Source organism: Kitasatospora sp. NEAU-69 (assembly GCF_057158765.1).
The window spans coordinates 24,508-42,516 of sequence record NZ_JBWXUE010000008.1; the positions used below are offsets into that span (position 1 = coordinate 24,508).

Genomic DNA, 18,009 nt, shown 5'->3' on the forward strand with positions numbered 1-18,009 from the left:
GGCCGGGCGACAATGGGGGCATGACTGACCGTCTGCTGAACGTCGTCCTCGCCGAGGACTCCGTCATCCTGCGCGATGGCATGGTGGAACTGCTCGGTGCGCGAGGGTGCCGGGTCGTCGCCACGGCCGGGACCGCGGGGGAGTTGCTGGCGGCGGTGGCCGAGCACCGTCCTGACGTGGCCGTCGTCGACGTACGGATGCCGCCCACGTTCACCGACGAGGGGATCCGTGCCGCCGTCGAGCTACGGGCCACCCAGCCGGGGCTCGGCGTCCTGGTCTTCTCCCAGCACGTGGAGACCGTCTGGGCCGAGCGGTTGCTGGAGGGCAGCGCGGCCGGGGTCGGCTATCTGCTGAAGGAACGGGTCGCCCGCACGTCGGACCTGGTCGAGGCGCTGCACCGGGTGGCCACGGGTGGAACCGCGCTCGACCCGGAGATCGTCACCCGGCTGATGCGCGGCGGGCGGCGTCGCAGTCGGATCGAGTCGCTCACGCCACGGGAGCGGGAGGTGCTGGAGCTGATGGCCCAGGGCCATTCGAACCGTTCCATCGCCGCGCGGCAGGTGGTGTCGGAGCGGGCCGTGGAGAAGCACGTGGCCGCGATCTTCGCCAAGTTCGACCTGCCGGCCAGTGAGACCGACAACCGCCGGGTGAAGGCGGTGCTGGCGTATCTGGCCGAAGCGGGCTCGGCGTCACCCGCGGGCTGATCAGATGTGGGTGGGGAGTTCGGCGGTGACGGTGGTGGGCCCGCCGACCGGGCTGACGATCCGCAGCGTGCCGTCCACCGCGGCCAGCCTCTCGCGCAGGCCGAGCAGGCCGGTTCCGCCGCCGAGGAAGGCGCCGCCGCGGCCGTTGTCGCTCACCGCTATGCGCACCCGCCCCTGATCGGAGCGGACTTCGACGGTGGCCGCGTCCGCTCCGCTGTGCTTGGCCATGTTGGTGAGGAGTTCGGCGATGCAGAAGTAGACGGCCCGCTCGATCGTCGGATCCGGCCGCTCCCGCAGTTCCAGACGGGTGGCGACGGGGATCGGGCCGGCATCCGTCAGCATGGGCAGTGCCTCACCGAGGCCCGCGTCGAGGGCCACCGGGTGGATGCCGCGGGTGAGCCTGCGCAGACCCGCGATGGTGCTGTCGGTCTGCTCGCGCGCCCGGGTGAGCAGCGTGCGCAGTCGGTCGAGGTCGGCGCCGTCTGCGGGGGCGAGCGCGTCATCGGCCAGCGACAGGGTGATGGCGATGGCGACCAGCTCCGCCTGGGTGCCGTCGTGCAGATCGCGCTCCAGCCGGCGCAGGTTCTCGGTGCTCTCCGCCACCAGCGTGCTGCGAGCCTGCTCGAGTGCCCGCAGGCGCTGTTGCGCACGGGCGGGCCCGAGCAACTGCCGGGCGAGGTGGCGGTTGAGTCTGCTCATGGCCCGGACCGCGGCGGGCACGGCGACGAGCAGCGCCACGCCGAGCACCAGGCCGGCCGGGCCGAGCCACCACGCCGGCCGGTCCTGTGGTGCCAGCAGACGGGACCAGAGGGGAAACCCGATCAGCCAGCCGGCGGCGAGCGGCAGGACGACGGCGGTGACGAAGGTCAGCAGCCCGACCGGCAGACGCAGGCCCAGGTAGAGCAGAGCCCGCCAGCCCACCGGATCGGTCAGCAGCACCTCGGCCCGGGCGATCACGCCGTGGGCCGCCGGCAAGGGCGCCGGTGGCTCGACGGTCTCCCCGAGCAGCCGGCCCACCAGGCGTCGGTGGAGTTCGCCCAGGGCGCGGGCCCCCCGTATTGCGGCCGCGACCAAGGGCAGCCCCAGCACGGTCAGAGAGAGCAGTGCGCCCGCGTAGAGCACCGCGAGGAGATATCCGAAGCCGATGATCGCGAGCGGCAGCCCGATGATGGCGAAGGCGATGTCGCCTCGGCGGATGGCAGGCCGGAAGCGGCGGGACAGGCCACGCCTGCGGTCAGTCACGCTGCCCTCCGGCCGACTCCGTCGCGGAGCCCGAGGTGGCGCGCAGACCGGTGCCGAGGATGCCCGGTGCGGTCAGCGCGACCGCACCCGCCACGATCCATGCGTACGCGTGCCACGGCACGGAGGGTACTGCGGAGCCGGTCACGGACAGGCTGAACGCCGCCGCGGTGGTCCCCGCGACCGCGGTGCCCAGGATCACGCCCACCGCCGCGGTCAGGAGCATCTCGACGCCGAGCGTGCGTGCCAGCTGACGACGCGTCGCCCCGACCAGGGTGAGCAGGGCGAACTCCCGGCGGCGGTCGGCGGTCAGGGCGGCCAGTGTGTTGACCGTCGAGACGGCGGCGAAGCAGACCAGCATGGCCAGCTCGACCTGGCGCAACCACACGTCGCTCGCCGAGTTCACCGTCCCCAGGCTCGTGCCCGCCAGCCGGTGGGTCGCTCGATCGACGGTGCTGGTCATGAACACCATGGTGCAGGACAGCCCCACCAGGAGGGACACCGGCACCACCGCGGCCGACAGCCGGTGGGAGTAGCCACGCAGATTGGCGTCGGCCAGCCAGCCCGTACGTCTGGCCGACAGCCGGACCGGTGCACCCAGCACCGTCACGACGGCCTTGGCGAGCAGGGGCCCCAGCAGGGCAACCGCCACCAGCAGGACCAGCGCCGCCAGTAGTGCCGCCTGGCCGGCCTTCTCGGCGGGTTGTGACGCGACGAGACGGCAGAGCATCGCCCCGCCGCCCAGCCAGACCAGCCCGGCCGTCAGCCGGAACCAGCCCGTCCGCCCGTGCTCGGTGCTGCTTGCCGCCATCGCCGCGGCCGGCGTGATCCGCGTGATCCGGCGTGCGGCGACCGAGGCCGACAGCAGGCCGATGCCGAGGGTGGCCGCGCCCGCCACCAGCATGGGCACGGGAGAGTGGGGGATGCGGGCCCCGGGGGCGACCATGTTGCGTGCCAGCAGTGCGTTCAGGAACCAGCGTGCTCCCAGCGCCCCCGCCGCCCAGGCCGCCGGGGCGACCAGCAGCACCGTCACCAGCACCTGCCGGCGGACCAGCCGCCGGACCTGACCGGGCGTGGCCGCCACCGTGCGCAACAGGGCCAGCTCCCGGTGCTGTTGGCGGATCGCGAAGCCGAGGGTGTTGACCACCACGAAGAACGACACCAGCACGGCGATCTCCCCGAACACACCCGCGATCACCGCCAGGCTGGGTCCGGTCACCGTCTGGCCCGGGGCAGCACGGGCGGCGCCACCAGCGGTCAGCAGCGAGCCGAAGAGCGTGAGGGTGCCGATCGCGAGGAACAGTGCCACCGCGAGACCGACGAACGCCGTCGGCCGCAGCCGGATCTGCCCGAGGGCAAAGGTCAGCACGGTCAGCCTCCCAGCCGGCTCAACCGGTCGGCGACGGCCTGCGCCGACGGCCGGTCGAGGTCATCGACCACCCGGCCGTCGGCCAGCACCACCACCCGGTCCGCGTACCCCGCCGCGACCGGGTCGTGGGTCACCATGACGCAGGTCTGCCCGCGCCGGTCCACCCCGTCGCGCAGCAGCGCGAGAATCTCCTGCCCGGTACGGCGATCCAGCGCTCCCGTCGGCTCATCCGCGAACAACACCAACGGCCGGGAGACCAGGGCCCGGGCGATGGCCACGCGCTGCTGCTGGCCGCCGGAGAGCCGGCCGGGTCGGTCCCCCTCACGGCCGGCCAGACCCACCTGATCCAGTGCCGCCCGCACCGCCGCGCGGTCGACCCGCTCGCCGGCCAGCCGCCCGGGCAGCTCGACGTTCTGAGCCACCGTCATGGCCGGCATCAGATTGAACGCCTGGAACACGAATCCGACCCGGCTTCGCCGTAGCTCGGCAAGGCGCCGCTCCGCCAGCCGGGAAACCTCCGTGTCGCCCCACCAGACCGTCCCGCGAGTCGGCCGGTCCATCCCGGCGAGGCAGTGCATCAGGGTGGTCTTGCCCGAGCCCGACGGTCCCATCACCGCGGTGAAGGTGCCGGGCCACAGCTCCAGCGTCACCCCGCGCAACGCGCGGACGCGGCCGGTGCCCCGGCCGTACTCCCGGCTCAGATCCTCGGCCCGCGCCGCGGGGCGGGGGCTCGTCGAGCGCTCGTTTCCTGTCCTGTCAGCCATGACTTCATCTTCGGGAGATGAGGCCCGGGAAACGATCGTGCTCACACCCGAGTGTTTGGTACGGAAATCCGAACCCCTCCCGGTTACCCCGGGAAGGCGTAGACCGTGCTGGCCTGGGCGGCCGGCTCGGCCTCGCCCTCCGCGGTGAGCTGGACTTCGGTGAAGGCCAGCCGCCGCCCCAACTTGGTGACCCGCGCCGTCGCCAGCACGTCCGCCCCGACCACGGCGCGCTGGAAGCTGGTGGACTGCTGGATCGTGGTCATCGGCCCGAAGCCGCCCAGCGCCGCCGACAGTGCGATCACCGTCGCGGTGTCCGCCGCGGCCATCAGGGCCTGCCCCGACATCCCGCCGCCCTCGCGCGCCAACTGCGCCGACCAGGGCAGGCGGAGCACCGCCGAGCGCTCCCCGGTCTCCACGACCGAGAGTCCGAGTGCCAGCACCCAGGGGGCGAAGTTGTCGTCAAGGATCTTGTCCGCTTCCGCGGCGGTGAGAGGCATGCCGCCAGTGTCGCTCAATCCTCCTTCGAGCACGAGGCTGCCCGCCCACCGGATCGGGTGGGCGACAGGAGGGCTGGGCGGCGGGAGGGGTGACGCTCCGTCCGGTTCGGCTACCCGTACAGCGCCACCCGTGGGGCGACGGTGCCCACGGCCGGCCTGAGCACGGTGAGGCGGTAGTGCTCGGTCAGGGTGTGGTGGCTGTGCAGCACGAGCTTGGCCGGGATCAGGTCGGTGTACAGCGTGCCGGTCTCCACGCCGAGCGGCAGGGGCAGCCACTGGCCGGCGGCGTTCTCCACCTGGAGGCTGACGGCCGTCGGATCGAGGAACGGGCCGTTGACCGGGGACTCGATGAGGACCTGCGGAGCGATGGTCTGGTCACCGGCCGAGTCGTTGCGGTACTGGTAGGAGATCTCGTGCGGCGCGCCGTCGGTCGGCAGCGGGCTGGTCGGCAGGTTGACGAAGCCGGTCGGCGCGACAGTCGGCGAGGCCGACGCGGCAGCCGTCGCGGCGGGCGTGGCGGCGACCGCTGCCGGTGCCAGTGCCGCCAGGGCGGCGGTCGCCGGCGCGGCGAGGGCGGCGACGGCCAGGGCCAGGATGGGGCGACGGATCTTCCTGGTGGGCATGCTGCGACTCCTTCGCTCATCGGTGGCGCCGTGGCGTGCGCCGGCGGGAGCCGCCCGGGCACGGGACGCGGTGCCTGGTGACCGAGCGCTTCCGGTGGCGCACAGACCGTCGCTGTCCGTGCAGGCTGTACCCATCCACCCTGCGCGATAGTGGCCTGCGGCGCATCCGGCGGCCCGGCCGAAGCGTCAGCCGGTCGGGTGGGACGGCGGGGCGGTGCCGCGGCGCACCGGGTCGACCGGGTTCTCGACGTCGCCGGGCCCGGACCCAGGCCCAGTCGCGGTCGTGGTGGGCGCCGCGCTCGCGGGCGTCACGGTCGCCGGCACCGCGCTCGCGGGCTGTGCGCTCGGGGGCTGTGCGCTCGCGGGGGAGACCGGCCGTGCGGTGGCGGACGGTGCGGCGGGAGTGCGGAGCCCGCTCGTCGCGCTCGGCACCGGTGGCGCTGACGGCGTTGCGTGCACGGACGACTCGGCGCTCGCGGCTGCGGGCGGGGTGCCGGCCGCCGTCGGCGGCGGTGACACGTGCGAGGGTCCCTTGGCGGGCACCACCCGGTCCCCACTGCTCGAACCGCAGGCCGAAAGCGAGGCGAGGATCGCCGCGCCGACGATCAGGACCGGCATCCGCCTGTACATAGGACGATTCTCCGCGTTCACTCCGGGGCACCCGGTCCGGGCATCGGCCAGTTGGACGATACGGCCCGCGGGTTGGTTCCCGCATACCGCGGCGGCGGGCGGCGGGCGGCGGGCTGCGGGGTGGGGGTGATCCTGTCAAATCAGCTGTACAGGAAGCGACCTGTCGGCTCGTCAGACACCGGGACCCGTGTGGTGTGCGGGGCGTTCTCATCGCTGTCATGCGCGGGTAAGGTCTGCCGGGTCGGCCGCACAGCCAAGGATCAAGGAGATCCGCAGATGCGTGCAAGAGCCTCCGTGACCGCAGCAACCGCGCTGTTCCTGCTCTCCGCAGTCGTGGGTACCGCCCACGCCGGCCCGGCGCCGGGCGCCGCGGACCAGCCGGTGCACCTGGTCTCCGCGGGCGATCCCTTCGCCAACTGCACGATCGGCGCGAGCCCCCAGGGCGTCAACTACCCCTCGTCGGAGGTGGAACCCGACGTCACCGCCGATCCCAGCCACCCGGGCCGCGTGATCGGCGCCTTCCAGCAGGACCGCTGGTCCGACGGCGGCGCCAAGGGCCTGGTCGCCACCTACAGCAGCGACGGCCGCCACTTCGCCGAGACGCCACTGCCGTTCAGCTCCTGCGCTCCCGGTGGGCTCGACTACCAGCGCGCCTCGGACGGCTGGGTGAGCATCGGTCCGGACGGCACCGCCTATGCCAGCGGGCTCGTGTTCGACGCCACCACCACGCGGGGCGGCGTCGCGGCGGCCACCTCGCAGGACGGCGGCCGCACCTGGCAGCACACCACACCGCTGATCGCCGACACCGATCCGGCCATCACGGACGACAAGAACTCGGTCACCGCCGACCCGGTCCACCCGGGCGTCGCCTACCAGGTCTGGGACCGCATCGACCAGGTCTCCAGCGGCCCGAACGCCCACTACGACGGCCCGGCCTACATCTCCGTCACCCATGACCACGGCCACACCTGGAGCACGGCCCGCCCGTTCGTCGACACCGGCACGGTGGCGAACTCGCAGACCATCGGCAACGTCATCGTGGTCGACGCGCGCACCGACACCCTCTACGACTTCTTCGAGTGGCAGACCTACTCCGACGCCACCGGGACCCAGGCCACCGACCTGCACTTCGCCGTCGTCCACTCCACCGACCAGGGCGCGACCTGGAGCCGACCCACCACCGTCGCGACGGACACCTCCGTCGCCGAGGTCGACCCCAACGCGCCGACCGACGCCACCAAGGCCCTGCGCGCCGGCAGCGGCCTGCCCGGCCCGGCCATCGACCCGCGCACCGGCGAACTCTACGTCGCCTACGAGGGAACCGACTTCACCGGCGGCCGGTACGACGCGATCCAACTGGTGCACTCCACCGACGGCGGCGCCACCTGGTCCGGCCCCGAGCAGATCAACCAGGCCCCGGCCGCCCCGGCGTTCACTCCCACGGCCACCGTCGACGAACACGGCACGGTCGCCGTCACCTACTACGACCTGCGCTACCTCACTCCCGGCAACACCAGCACGCTGCCCACCGCCGCCTGGCTGGTCACCCTCCCGCACGGGGACGGCAGTTACCCCACCGAGCGGCGGATCAGCTCGGTCTTCGACTGGCTCCAGGCGCCCTACGCCGGCTCCGGCCACTTCCTCGGCGACTACGAGGGCCTCACGCTGGACGGCAGCGCGGTGCGCCCGCTGCTGATCGAGACCAACAGCTCGAACCCCCAGGACAGCACCGACGCCTACAGCGGCACTTTCCAGCCCACGGTGATCCGCGCGAACCCCGCCCCGTCCGCCACGAGGACGGCGCCGAGCCACGCGCTGAGCCACGCGCCGAGCCCCAGCGCAAGCCTGGACAACGCCCACCGGTTGCGGCGCTGACGAAGGACCCGGGGCCGGTGAGCCTGCCGGCATCCGGCTGTCCCGTGTCGGCGGCAGCCGACATCCATCCGATACCGCTCGGTATGTCAGGAGAGACATGTCCGGACTGACCAGAAAAGGTTCCCTCCTCCTCGCCGGCGCGCTGGCCGCTGCGACGGCGTTCACCGCTCCCGCTTTCGCCGCCACCGCCACCGCCACCGCCCACGGCGCTTCCCCCGGCTCCCGCGCGCCCCGGGTCACCGCTCCTGCCCTCACCCGGGTCAGCAGCGATCCGTACACCGACGCGCAGGCCCAGCACGCCACCGAAGTCGAGCCGGACACCTACAGCTACGGCAGCACCGTCGTCTCCGCGTTCCAGGTCGGCCGGGTCACCGGCGGCGGTGCGTCCAACATCGGCTGGGCGACGTCCACCGACGGCGGCCAGAGCTGGACGCACGGGTTCATGCCCGCCTCCACCACGAACACCAGCGGCCCGTACGCGGCGGCCAGCGACGCCTCGGTGGCCTACGACGCCAAGGACGGCGTCTGGATGGTCTCCTGGCTGGGCATCACCTCCGGCAGCGAGGTCGACGTCGAGCTGAGCCGCTCCACCGACGGCGGACACACCTGGGGCAGCCCGGTCGCCATCTCCACCGGCACGTTCGACGACAAGAACTGGACGGTCTGCGACGACCACGCGTCCAGCCCGTACTACGGCCACTGCTACACCGAGTACGACGACGCCAACTCCGGTGACGCCGAGCACATGCGCACCTCGACCGACGGCGGCCTGACCTGGGGTGCGCAGCAGAGCCCGGCCGACAGCCCCAGCGGGCTGGGTGGTCAGCCGGTCGTCCAGCCCTCCGGCACCGTCGTCGTGCCGTTCTCCTCGGGCAGCTCGAACGCCGAGGACGCCTTCACCTCCGGCAACGGCGGCGCGAGCTGGACCGCGAGCGTGCAGATCGCCGCGGTCTCGCACCACACTGTCGCCGGACTGGAGAACGACGCCGCAGCCGGTGACATCGCCAAGCTGCCGCACGACACGCTGCGCGAGAGCCCGCTACCGTCGGCCGAGATCGACGCCGCCGGCAAGGTCTACACGGTCTGGTCCGACTGCAGCTTCCGCACCAACTGCAGCAGCAACGACATCATCATGTCGACCTCCACCGACGGCACCACCTGGAGCACGCCGGTGCGGGTGCCGATCGACCCGGTCACCAGCACGGTGGACCACTTCACGGCGGGCATCGGCGTGGACCCGAGCAGCTCGGGGAGCAGCGCCCGCCTGGGCCTGACGTACTACTACTACCCGAACGCCTCCTGCACGGACACCACCTGCCAGTTGGACGCGGGCTACGTCTCCTCCGCCGACGGCGGCGCCACCTGGACCGCGCCCGTCCAGCTCGCGGGCCCGATGACGCTGGCCTGGCTGCCGAACACCAGCCAGGGCCGGATGTTCGGCGACTACATCTCCACCTCGGTGCTCGCCGGCGGCAACGCCGTCCCCGTCATCCCGATCGCCCACGCCCCCAGCGGCAGCACCTTCGACGTGGCGATGTACTCGCCGACCGGCGGCCTGCCGGTGGGGCAGCCCACGGGCGGTAACACGGTCACCGTCACCAACCCGGGCAACCAGACCGGCACCGTCGGAACGGCCGCGTCCGTGCAGGTCAGCGCCACCGACTCCGCCTCCGGCCAGACCCTGACCTACTCGGCCACCGGCCTGCCGGCCGGCCTGTCGATCAGCTCCTCGGGCCTGATCTCCGGCACCCCGACCACCGCGGGCAGCTACTCGGTGACGGTCACCGCCAAGGACTCCACCGGTGCCACCGGTAGCACCTCGTTCACCTGGACCGTCAGCACCAGCGGCGGCGGCTGCACTGGCGCCGGCCAGCTGCTCGGCAACCCGGGTTTCGAGACCGGTAGCGCCTCCCCGTGGACCGCCACCGCCGGTGTCATCAACAACGACACCGTCTCCGAGCCGGCCCACTCCGGCAGCTGGGACGCCTGGCTGGACGGCTATGGCGCCGCCCACACCGACAGCATCACGCAGACCGTCACCATCCCGGCCGGCTGCTCCGCGACCTTCAGCTTCTGGCTGCACATCGACACCGCGAAGACCGGCACCACCGCGGCCGACAAGCTGACCGTCTCGGCCAACGGCACCACGCTGGCCACCTACAGCAACCTGAACGCCAACAACGGCTACGTGCAGAAGACGTTCAACCTCTCCTCCTACGCCGGCAAGAGCGTCACGCTGAAGTTCAACGGCGTGGAGAACTCCTCCTCCGCCCAGACCAGCTTCGTGATCGACGACACCGCGCTCAACGCCTCCTGAACCCGGAGTCGCCGCCGGCCGGCCCCGTCACACCCGTAGGGTGCCGGCCGGCGGCGACGATCGGTGCGTCGCGGGGGCCGTCGCTTCGTCGGCCGTCGCTTCGTGGGTCGTCGCCGTGGCCGCCAGCTTCAGTTGCCGGACGAGCATGAAGAGCGTGAAGGTCACGCACAAGGCCAGCAGCGGGGCACCGGCGATGTACGCCCAGACGTAGCGGATCCCGAGGCGCCGGGCCTCGACGATCATGAATCCGGACAGCGCGATCCAGACGAGCGTCAGGTCCGCGTAGACGAACTGGGCGGCCAGGTTCGTCGTCGCCTCGCGCAGGAAGTCCCGGACGATGCCGTAGGGGCCGTCGCCGCTGTGGTCCAGTACGTAGGCGACGGCCATCGCACCCATGACGAGCAGGCCGCCGATGGTGAACAGGCCGTAGAACAGGCTCAGTGATCGGTCTCTTCCGTGTACGTGATCGAATCGCAGCACAGCTGGCTCCTTGCTCAGGACCGGTCGTAGCGGTAGTCGTCGAGGTCGAAGTGCCTTGCCCGCCAAGCGGCTTCGTAGGTCGAGGCCGGCCGGACGGCGGGCGCGTCCCCGCGGGCGTCGAAGTAGTAGCTGTTGGAGCCCCGGCACCGGTCGTTGGCGTAGATGGTGTTCCGCTGCCGGCGCAGCGTCTGGCGGAACGACCGGTCGTGCTTCTCCGGGCGGACCACCGCCTGGGTCGCCTGCCGCCGCCGGGCCTCCACGATCACCCGCAGCGCGTGGGCGACCTGGTAGTCGATCGCGCCGAACCAGGACCCGGCGGTGAAGGAGTACGGGCCGACGAGGAACCAGAGGTTCGGGAAGCCCTTGACCGAGCTGCCCTCGTAGGCCTGGAACCGTTCGGTCCGCCAGAACTCCCGCAGCTCCCGGCCGTCGCTCCCGTAGGTCGGGAACGGCGGCAGGTTCTCCAGGACGTGGAATCCGGTGGCCAGCACCAGCACGTCGAGGTCCTGCTCCGCACCGTCGGCGGTGCGGACGCCCGTCTCGGTGATCCGCTCGATGCCTTCGGTGACCAGCTCGACGTTGTCGCGGGTGAAGGACCGCCAGTAGCCCTTGGCGAACGACGGGCGCTTGCAGCCCAGTGCGTAGCGGGGCGTGAGCTTGGCCATCAGCGCGCGGTCGCCCCTGACCTGGCTGCGCAGGTAGAGCCGGGAGAGCGCCTCCCCGCCCTTCACCAGGAACGGGAACTGACGGTTGTACACCATGGCGATCACGAAGCTGAGTTCCGTCATGGCGTCGGTGAAGAGCCGGATCGCCCGCTGCGTCCACGGCGCGGTCTCGAACAGCCGGCGGACGGCCCGCGGGATCGCGAAGTCCGGTTTCGGGAGCAGCCAGATCGGGGTGCGCTGGTAGACGCTCAGCTGCGCCACGCGAGCGGCGATCTCCGGCACCACCTGCACCGCCGACGCGCCGGTGCCGATCACGCCCACGCGCCGGCCGGTCAGCTCCACGGACGGATCCCAGAGCGCCGTGTGCACCAGCTCTCCCTCGAACCGGTCGAGGCCCTCGATGTCGGGCTTCTTGGGCTTGGTGAGCCAGCCGGTGGCGCAGATGACGAAGCGTGCGGTCAGCGAGTCGCCGTCGCTCAGCGAGAGCTGCCACAGGTGCGCCTGCGCGTCGTACTCGGCCCGCACGACCTCCGTCTTCAGGCGCAGGTGGGGCCCGATGCCGTACTTGTGGACGCAGTGGTCCGCGTACGCCTTGAGCTCCGATCCGGGCGGGAAGACCCGGGACCAGGACGGGACGGGTTCGAAGGCGAAGGAGTAGGTGAACGCGGTGATGTCCACGGCGACGCCGGGATACCGGTTGGCGTGCCAGGAGCCGCCGACGTCGTCCTGCTCGTCCACCACGAGGAAGTCGTCGATGCCGGCCTCGCGCAGCTTGATCGCGGCGGCTATGCCGGCGAACCCGGCGCCGATCACCACGACTTCGTGATCCGGTGTCATTGGTCTTCTCCTCACTTCCCCCGGCTGCGCGGTCACAGCGCCAGGCCGATCGCCAGCAGGGTCCCGAAGGCGAGCAGCAGCAGGCAGGTGCCCTCCAGCACCGCCACCAGGTCTCGGCCGCGGGCCCCGCTGCGCACCAGGCGCAGCGGGCGGATGGCGAACGGGACGGCGGCGAGCGCGAGCAGCGCCCAGGGCCGGCCGGCAGCCGGCGCCAGGGCCAGGGCGCCGGCGAGGCTCAGGCCGACGAAGGCCGCGTAGAGCACGCGGGTCCGCCGGTCGCCCAGCCGGACTGCCAGGGTGATCTTCCCCGCCGCGGCATCGGTGGGGATGTCCCTGAGGTTGTTGGTCACCAGCAGCGAGCAGACGAGCAGGCCGACGGGGACCGAGGCGCCGAGCGCGAGCCAGGGCACCCGGCCGAGTTGGACGTAGGCCGTGGTGCACGTGAAGACGAGACCGTGGTAGGCGAAGACGCTCAGCTCGCCGAACCCCCGGTAGCCGTACGGGCGGGCGCCGCCGGTGTAGAACCAGCCGCCGAGCGCGCAGAGCACCGTCACCGCGAGCAGCCACCAGGAGACCGTCACGGCCAGCAGGACCCCGGCCAGCGCCCCGACGCCGTACAGCAGTTGCCCGACGCGCAGGACCTGGCGCGGTGACACCTGCCCGGAGCCGACCAGTCGCACGGGCCCGGCCCGGTCCGCGTCGGTGCCGCGGACCCCGTCGCTGTAGTCGTTGAAGAAGTTCGTGCCGATGACGAAGGCGAGCAGGAACAGCACCGTCAGGGTGACCCGCCACCAGCTGAGCTGCCCGTACGAGCGGGCGACGGCGAGCCCGACGGCGAACGGCGCGAAGGTCGCGGGCAGGGTCTTCAACCGGGCGCCGAGCAGCAGGCTCCGTGTGAGGCTCCGCGCGGTGCCGGCGGTCGGTCTCTCCTCGAGGAGCGTCACCATTTCGTCCCCGCACCGAGGAAGACGACATCGGTGGACCTGGTGCGGACCATGCGGACGTCCTCGCGCCACCCGGCCACGTACCGCACCATGTCGCGCATCTTCGGGCGCAGGCCCACCAGTTCGAGCTCGACGCCGTGCTCGCGCGCGGTGTCGGTCAGCCGCTTCCGGTTGACGAAGAGGTGGTGGTCGTGGGTGCCGCGGGGCGGCCGGCCCGGCAGCGGGAGGTTCTCGGCGAGCGTGATGGAGACCAGCCGGGCCAGCTTCGTGTCGGGGATGGTGTCCACGACCAGGGTGCCGCCCGGGCGCAGGACCCGGCAGCACTCCCGCACCACGGCGTAGGGATCCGGCACGTGTTCGAGGCACTGACCGGCCGTGACGACGTCGAAGGACTCGTCGTCGAACGGGAGGCTGCTGATGTCGGCCTGGGTGACCTCGTCGAAGCCGTGGCGCAGGGCCTCGCGCAGCGAGGCGGCCGAGAGGTCCACGCCGACCACGCGGTAGCCCTTGGCGGCCGCATGCGGTCCGAACAGGCCGCCCCCGCACGCGACATCGAGCAGGGCGGCCTGGTCGCCGCGGGCCTCGGGGACGAACTCGGCGCGGGTCCGCGCGATCCAGCTGAGCGGGGCGAGGTGGCCCCGCGGATCCCACCACTGATCGGCGAGACCGTCGTAGTCGGTGATGAAGTCGCTGCGAATGGCTGACACGGGGAGGACCACCAATCGGTGAGGAGCGGCTTCAGGCCTGCTGGAGCCTCGGCAGGACCTGGGTGGCGAAGAGTTCGAGCGAGCTGCGTGCGAGCGCGGGATCGATGTCCGAGAAGTAGAACTGGATGCTGGCGGCCTCGAAGCCCCCGCACGCCGCGTGGTAGTCGAGCAGCATCGCCGTGATCTCGTCCGGTGAGCCGACGAGCGCGGAGCCCCGCTCGTGCAGGCGGTCGAAGTCGTCCTGGCGCAGCTTCTCGATCATCTGCCGGTAGCCGGGGTACGCGTCGCTGCCGGCTCCGGTGGTCCACTCGCTGGTGGCCTCCGCCAGCAACCGCAGGTAGCGGTTGACCGGCTCGCGGGCGAGCGAGCGCGCCTGGGCGCCGTCGGCCGTGCAGAGCATGTGGAACGCGAGCATGACGCGGCCCCGGCCCGGGTGGCCGGCCTCCCGCCAAGCCTGCCGGTACACGTCGAGGTTGCGGCGGAGCGAGTCGGGGACCACGGGCTGCGCCATGATGCCGTGGCCGAGCTCACCGGCGAGCCGGAAGCTCTCCGGTGAGGACAGCGCGGCGACCCAGAACGGCGGGTGGGGGCGTTGGGTGGGCCGGGGGAGGGAGGTGGTCGGCGGGAACCGGTGGAACTTCCCGTGGTGCGCCACCTCCTGGTCGGCGAGCAGGTCCCGGACGACCCGGATGCCCTCGTCGAACCGGTCCCGGCTCTCGTCCATGTCGACGCCGAACCGCTGGAACTCGTGCGGCAGGAACGCCCGCGCGAAGCCGATCTCGGCGCGGCCCTGCGAGAGGGCGTCGAGCATGCCGATCTCGCCGGCCAGCTTGAGCGGATGGTTGAAGGCGGGCAGCACCGCACCAGTGATCAGCTTCAGCCGGCGGCTGCGCTGGGCGGCGGCCGCGAGGAAGACGATCGGGTTCGGCGAGTATCCGCCGTACCGGCGGAAGTAGTGCTCGACGATGCGCACGTGCTGGAACCCGAGTCGGTCGCCGAGTTCGACGAAGTCGAGGCACTGGGCGAAGTACTCGGCAGCGCTTCGGTCGCGATCGTCCACGTCCGGGAAGAAGGCCAGGCCGACGTCGATCACTTCGCCCCTCCGCGTGGCTTGGTGGCGGCGATGACACCGTGCGGCGTCCAGGTCTTCCCGGGCAGCCGCACCACGTCGGAGAACCCGGCCTCGGTCAGCCACTGCTCGTACTGCGCCCAGTGGTAGATCATGCTGCTCCCGGTCGGCAGCGTGGCGAAGTAGACGTTGTCGAGCGCCGCGTAGAGCGGGCCGTCGCCGGTCTCGTCGGAGATGGCGCTGAAGATCAGCACCCGCCCGCCGTCCGGCAGCGCGTCGTAGGCCTTGCGCAGCAGCGCGCGGTTCTCCTCGGGCGACCAGATGACGAGCTGGTTGGCGAAGAGCAGGCAGTCGTGTCCATCGGGGAAGGCGTCGGCGAACATGTCGCCCGCGAGGACGCCGATGCGCTTCTCCAGCCCGCGCTGCCGGACCTTCTCCTCGGCGATGGCCACGGCTCCGGGCAGGTCGAAGACGGTGAACTCGACGCCGGGGTTGGCGGTGGCCAGCGCGATCGAGTTCACGCCGTCACCGCCGCCCACGTCGAGGACCCGGCCGACGCCGGTCAGCTCGGCGTTCTCCACCAGGATCGGATTCGACAGCGACGACCAGGACTTCATGCAGCGGTAGAAGAGCTGCTCCAGCTCCGGGTCGGCGGCCAGCCGCTGGTACAGGTCGCCGGCGTCGCCGGGTATGTGCCGCAGCCCGACGTTGGTGTTCTCCCGCAGTGAGGCTGCGAAGTCCAGGCTCGCGGGGCCGGTGACGTGCTGCTGGAACTCGACGAGATCCTCGATGATGTCCCAGCTGTCCTCCCGGAACAGCTCGTCCACCAACTCGCCGTTGCGGTAGCGGTCATCGGCGCGGACGGTCAGGCCGAGGGCGGTCGTGCCGAGCAGGATGATCTGCACCGGCCGTGCCGCCAGGCCCAGTTCCTGCGCGATCTGCTCCTGGGTCAGTGCGGGGCTGCGCCGCAGCAGCCGGAACAGGCCGAGCTCGCAGCCGGCGTTGAGCATCTGGAAGGCTCCCGCACCGAACAGGATGCCGACCAGATCGTCCTTGGTCAGGGGGGTCTTGGGGGTCACTGGTCATCCCTCTCAGGTCACGCGGGGCGATTCGGCGGGCAGGTGCAGATGGCCGCGACTCTCGACGAGGCTGCGCAGGCGGTCCAGGCCGTCCCAGACGTCGGTGAAGCGGGTGTAGAGCGGGGCGAGTCCGATCCGCAGCAGATCGGGGGGACGGAAGTCGCAGATCACCTGCTGCTGCGAGCGCAGTGCTCGGCAGATGCGCGCCGCCTCGGGGTGGGCCAGCGCGACGTGGGAGCCGCGCCGGGCGGCCTCGCGTGGTGAGGCGAGCCGGAAGCCGTGCGGAGCGAGCCACTCGTCGGCCAACTCGATGGTCAGTTCACTGAGTTGAATCGATTTTCGGCGCAGCAGCGGGATCGGCACCCGCTCGATGACGTCCAGCGCGGGCTGGACCGCGGCCAGCGACAGCAGGGGCGGGGTGCCGACGAGGAAGCGATCGACGTCGCCCACCGGTTCGTGCAGGTCCCCCATCCCGAACTGGTCGCGCTGGCCGAACCAGCCCCAGATCGGCTGCCGCAGCTGCTGCTGGAGATCCCGGCGGACGTACAGGAAGGCGGGCGAGCCCGGTCCACCGTTCAGGTACTTGTAGGTGGCTCCCACGGCCAGCTTCGCCCCGGCCGCGCCGAGTTGCACCGGAACGGCGCCGGCGGCGTGGCTGAGGTCCCAGAGGACGAGCGCGCCGGCGCGCTCGGCGGCGCTGTTGACGGCGGCCATGTCGAGCAGCGCTCCGGAGCGGTACGAGACGAGGGAGAGCACCACGAGGGCGGTGTCCTCGCCGATCGCTTCGCGCAGCCCGTCCGGGTCGAGCCCGCGGCCGGGGTCGGGGTCCCCGCGGCCGGAATCGGGGCTTCGCAACATGACGAGCTTCAACTGCCGCTGTTCGGCCAGCCCTTGCAGGATGTAGCGGTTGGTGGGGAAGTCGTCGGCAGCGGCCACGATGGTCCCGCGCCCGGGTCTGGCGTCCAGCGCCGCGGCCGCCAGCTTGTAGAGGTTCACCGAGGTGGAGTCGCCGAGCACCACTTCACCCGGTTCGGCGCCCAGGGTGTGGGCGGCCAGCCGGTCGCCGAGGGCTCTGCTCCAGCTGATCCAGCTCTCCCAGGAGCGCACCAGCCCGCGACCCCAGCCGTCCCGCACGACCTGCTCCAGGAAGCCGGCCGTGGCAGCCGGCAGGCGGCCCAGCGAGTTCCCGTCGAGATAGATCGTCTGCGGTTCCTCGAAGACGAACTCAGCTCTGAAAGACCGTAGTTCATCGGCCGCGTCGAGCTCCTCGGCAGCGGCGCGGGTGATGCCGGTCGTCGTCCTGCTCATGCCTGCGGTACCTCTCTCGCTCACAAGCTGGACCGGATCGACCAGAGCTCGGGGAAGAACCGGTGCTCGGCGATGGTGGCGAGCCACTGCGAGCCCTCGGTCCCGCCGGTGCCCGGCTTGTCGCCCAGCATCCGTTGGACGGTCAGCAGATGGGTGTAGCGCCAGCGGGCGAACAGGTCGGAGGCGTCCGTGAGCGCCTCGGCGAGCAGGAACGGCCCGTGGTGGCGGTCGGGTTGCTCGTAGACCAGGCGCCAGGCCTGTGCCACCTTCTCGTTCGGCTGGTACGGCAGCGAGACGTCGCGCTCGACGAACTCCGGCGGGATCTCCAGGCCGCGCCTGGCCAGGTGGCGAACGGCCTCGTCGTACAGGCTCGGCTCGTTCAACTGGGCGAGCACCTCGGGGTAGTTCGCGGTGTGCCGGTGCGGTGCGAGCAGCTGCGCGTTCTTGTTGCCCAGCAGGAACTCGAGCCGGCGGTACATGACGGACTGGAACCCGGACGCGGAGCCGAGCACCTCCCGGAACGAGGCGAACTCCGCCGGGGAGAGCGCGCTGAAGGCGTCCCAGCAGGAGAGCAGCAGCTGTTGCACGCGGCCCGCGCGGCGCAGCGTCCAGAGCGCGTCGTCGAGGCGGTCGGCCGTGAGGTGGTCGCGAGCCGTGGTGAACTCCGTGTGCAGCAGCTTGAACAGCAGCTCCTTGACCTGGCTCAGGATGATGAAGCCGGGCTCGGTCTCCGAGTCGGTCCTGGGGTGCTGCAGCGACAGCAGGGTGTCCATCTCGGCGTACGCCGCATAGGGAGTGCTGCCCGAGGGGAGGAGCGGGCCCGCTTCGGGTCCGTCGTCCCCGGTGGCGGCCGACAGGTACGGGCAGCCGCCGGTGCTGCTCTGCCGGCCGTTCGTGGGCAC

Annotated in this window: 17 protein-coding genes; 3 read left to right on the top strand and 14 right to left on the bottom strand. The window is 71.8% G+C overall.

All coding sequences use genetic code 11. From position 1 onward, the window contains the following. Window positions 1-20 precede the first annotated feature (20 nt). On the top strand, window positions 21-704 hold the full coding sequence (locus AC060L_RS11375; RefSeq protein ID WP_483798525.1) for a response regulator: 684 nt from the start codon (window positions 21-23) through the stop codon (window positions 702-704). Here AC060L_RS11375 and AC060L_RS11380 read toward each other — a convergent pair whose 3' ends face one another. From AC060L_RS11380 to AC060L_RS11405, 6 genes are all read right to left on the bottom strand, one after another. Further along, the gene (locus AC060L_RS11380; RefSeq protein WP_483798526.1) at window positions 705-1,946 is read right to left on the bottom strand and encodes a sensor histidine kinase; all 1,242 of its coding nucleotides are present in this window, start codon (window positions 1,944-1,946) and stop codon (window positions 705-707) included. Beyond that, the gene (locus AC060L_RS11385) at window positions 1,939-3,312 is read right to left on the bottom strand and encodes an ABC transporter permease (RefSeq protein ID WP_483798527.1); all 1,374 of its coding nucleotides are present in this window, start codon (window positions 3,310-3,312) and stop codon (window positions 1,939-1,941) included. The genes AC060L_RS11380 and AC060L_RS11385 overlap by 8 nt, the downstream gene beginning before the upstream one ends. Before the next feature lie 2 nt (window positions 3,313-3,314). Continuing rightward, complete coding sequence (locus AC060L_RS11390; RefSeq protein ID WP_483798528.1) at window positions 3,315-4,076, bottom strand: ABC transporter ATP-binding protein; 762 nt, start codon at window positions 4,074-4,076, stop codon at window positions 3,315-3,317. A gap of 83 nt (window positions 4,077-4,159) precedes the next feature. Continuing rightward, window positions 4,160-4,573 carry a PaaI family thioesterase gene (locus tag AC060L_RS11395; RefSeq protein ID WP_483798529.1) on the bottom strand — a complete coding sequence of 138 codons (414 nt, stop codon included), beginning with the start codon at window positions 4,571-4,573 and terminating at the stop codon, window positions 4,160-4,162. A 110-nt stretch (window positions 4,574-4,683) separates the two neighbouring features. Further along, entirely contained in the window at window positions 4,684-5,196 is a 513-nt protein-coding gene (locus tag AC060L_RS11400; protein ID WP_483798530.1) for a signal peptide protein, read from the bottom strand. A gap of 186 nt (window positions 5,197-5,382) precedes the next feature. Further along, window positions 5,383-5,826: a hypothetical protein gene (locus tag AC060L_RS11405; RefSeq protein ID WP_483798531.1), complete on the bottom strand. Its 444-nt coding sequence runs from the start codon at window positions 5,824-5,826 to the stop codon at window positions 5,383-5,385. Between the two features lie 294 nt (window positions 5,827-6,120). Here AC060L_RS11405 and AC060L_RS11410 point away from each other — a divergent pair, with 294 nt between their 5' ends. Both AC060L_RS11410 and AC060L_RS11415 read left to right on the top strand, forming a co-directional pair. Next, window positions 6,121-7,701: a sialidase family protein gene (locus AC060L_RS11410; RefSeq protein WP_483798532.1), complete on the top strand. Its 1,581-nt coding sequence runs from the start codon at window positions 6,121-6,123 to the stop codon at window positions 7,699-7,701. A gap of 97 nt (window positions 7,702-7,798) precedes the next feature. Beyond that, complete coding sequence (locus AC060L_RS11415) at window positions 7,799-10,018, top strand: putative Ig domain-containing protein (RefSeq protein ID WP_483798533.1); 2,220 nt, start codon at window positions 7,799-7,801, stop codon at window positions 10,016-10,018. A gap of 27 nt (window positions 10,019-10,045) precedes the next feature. Here the strand turns inward: AC060L_RS11415 and AC060L_RS11420 are convergent, their stop codons facing one another. The 8 genes from AC060L_RS11420 to AC060L_RS11455 are packed head-to-tail and all read right to left on the bottom strand — an operon-like array spanning window position 10,046 to window position 18,009. Further along, a complete protein-coding gene (locus AC060L_RS11420; RefSeq protein WP_483798534.1) occupies window positions 10,046-10,498 on the bottom strand; it encodes a DUF2834 domain-containing protein in 453 nt (150 codons plus the stop codon). 14 nt (window positions 10,499-10,512) lie between these two features. After that, window positions 10,513-12,000 carry a flavin-containing monooxygenase gene (locus AC060L_RS11425; protein ID WP_483798535.1) on the bottom strand — a complete coding sequence of 496 codons (1,488 nt, stop codon included), beginning with the start codon at window positions 11,998-12,000 and terminating at the stop codon, window positions 10,513-10,515. 32 nt (window positions 12,001-12,032) lie between these two features. Beyond that, window positions 12,033-12,947 (bottom strand): 1,4-dihydroxy-2-naphthoate polyprenyltransferase, encoded by a 915-nt coding sequence (locus AC060L_RS11430; RefSeq protein WP_483798536.1) that lies wholly within the window; start codon window positions 12,945-12,947, stop codon window positions 12,033-12,035. Beyond that, window positions 12,941-13,651 carry a bifunctional 2-polyprenyl-6-hydroxyphenol methylase/3-demethylubiquinol 3-O-methyltransferase UbiG gene (gene ubiG / locus AC060L_RS11435; RefSeq protein WP_483798537.1) on the bottom strand — a complete coding sequence of 237 codons (711 nt, stop codon included), beginning with the start codon at window positions 13,649-13,651 and terminating at the stop codon, window positions 12,941-12,943. Before ubiG ends, AC060L_RS11430 begins: the two co-directional genes overlap by 7 nt. A gap of 31 nt (window positions 13,652-13,682) precedes the next feature. Beyond that, window positions 13,683-14,744 carry an LLM class flavin-dependent oxidoreductase gene (locus tag AC060L_RS11440; RefSeq protein ID WP_483798538.1) on the bottom strand — a complete coding sequence of 354 codons (1,062 nt, stop codon included), beginning with the start codon at window positions 14,742-14,744 and terminating at the stop codon, window positions 13,683-13,685. Continuing rightward, window positions 14,741-15,799: a methyltransferase gene (locus tag AC060L_RS11445; protein ID WP_483798539.1), complete on the bottom strand. Its 1,059-nt coding sequence runs from the start codon at window positions 15,797-15,799 to the stop codon at window positions 14,741-14,743. Before AC060L_RS11445 ends, AC060L_RS11440 begins: the two co-directional genes overlap by 4 nt. Window positions 15,800-15,811: 12 nt before the next feature. Beyond that, complete coding sequence (gene kynU / locus AC060L_RS11450) at window positions 15,812-17,107, bottom strand: kynureninase (protein WP_483798540.1); 1,296 nt, start codon at window positions 17,105-17,107, stop codon at window positions 15,812-15,814. A 20-nt stretch (window positions 17,108-17,127) separates the two neighbouring features. Next, the gene (locus AC060L_RS11455) at window positions 17,128-18,009 is read right to left on the bottom strand and encodes a tryptophan 2,3-dioxygenase (protein WP_483798541.1); all 882 of its coding nucleotides are present in this window, start codon (window positions 18,007-18,009) and stop codon (window positions 17,128-17,130) included.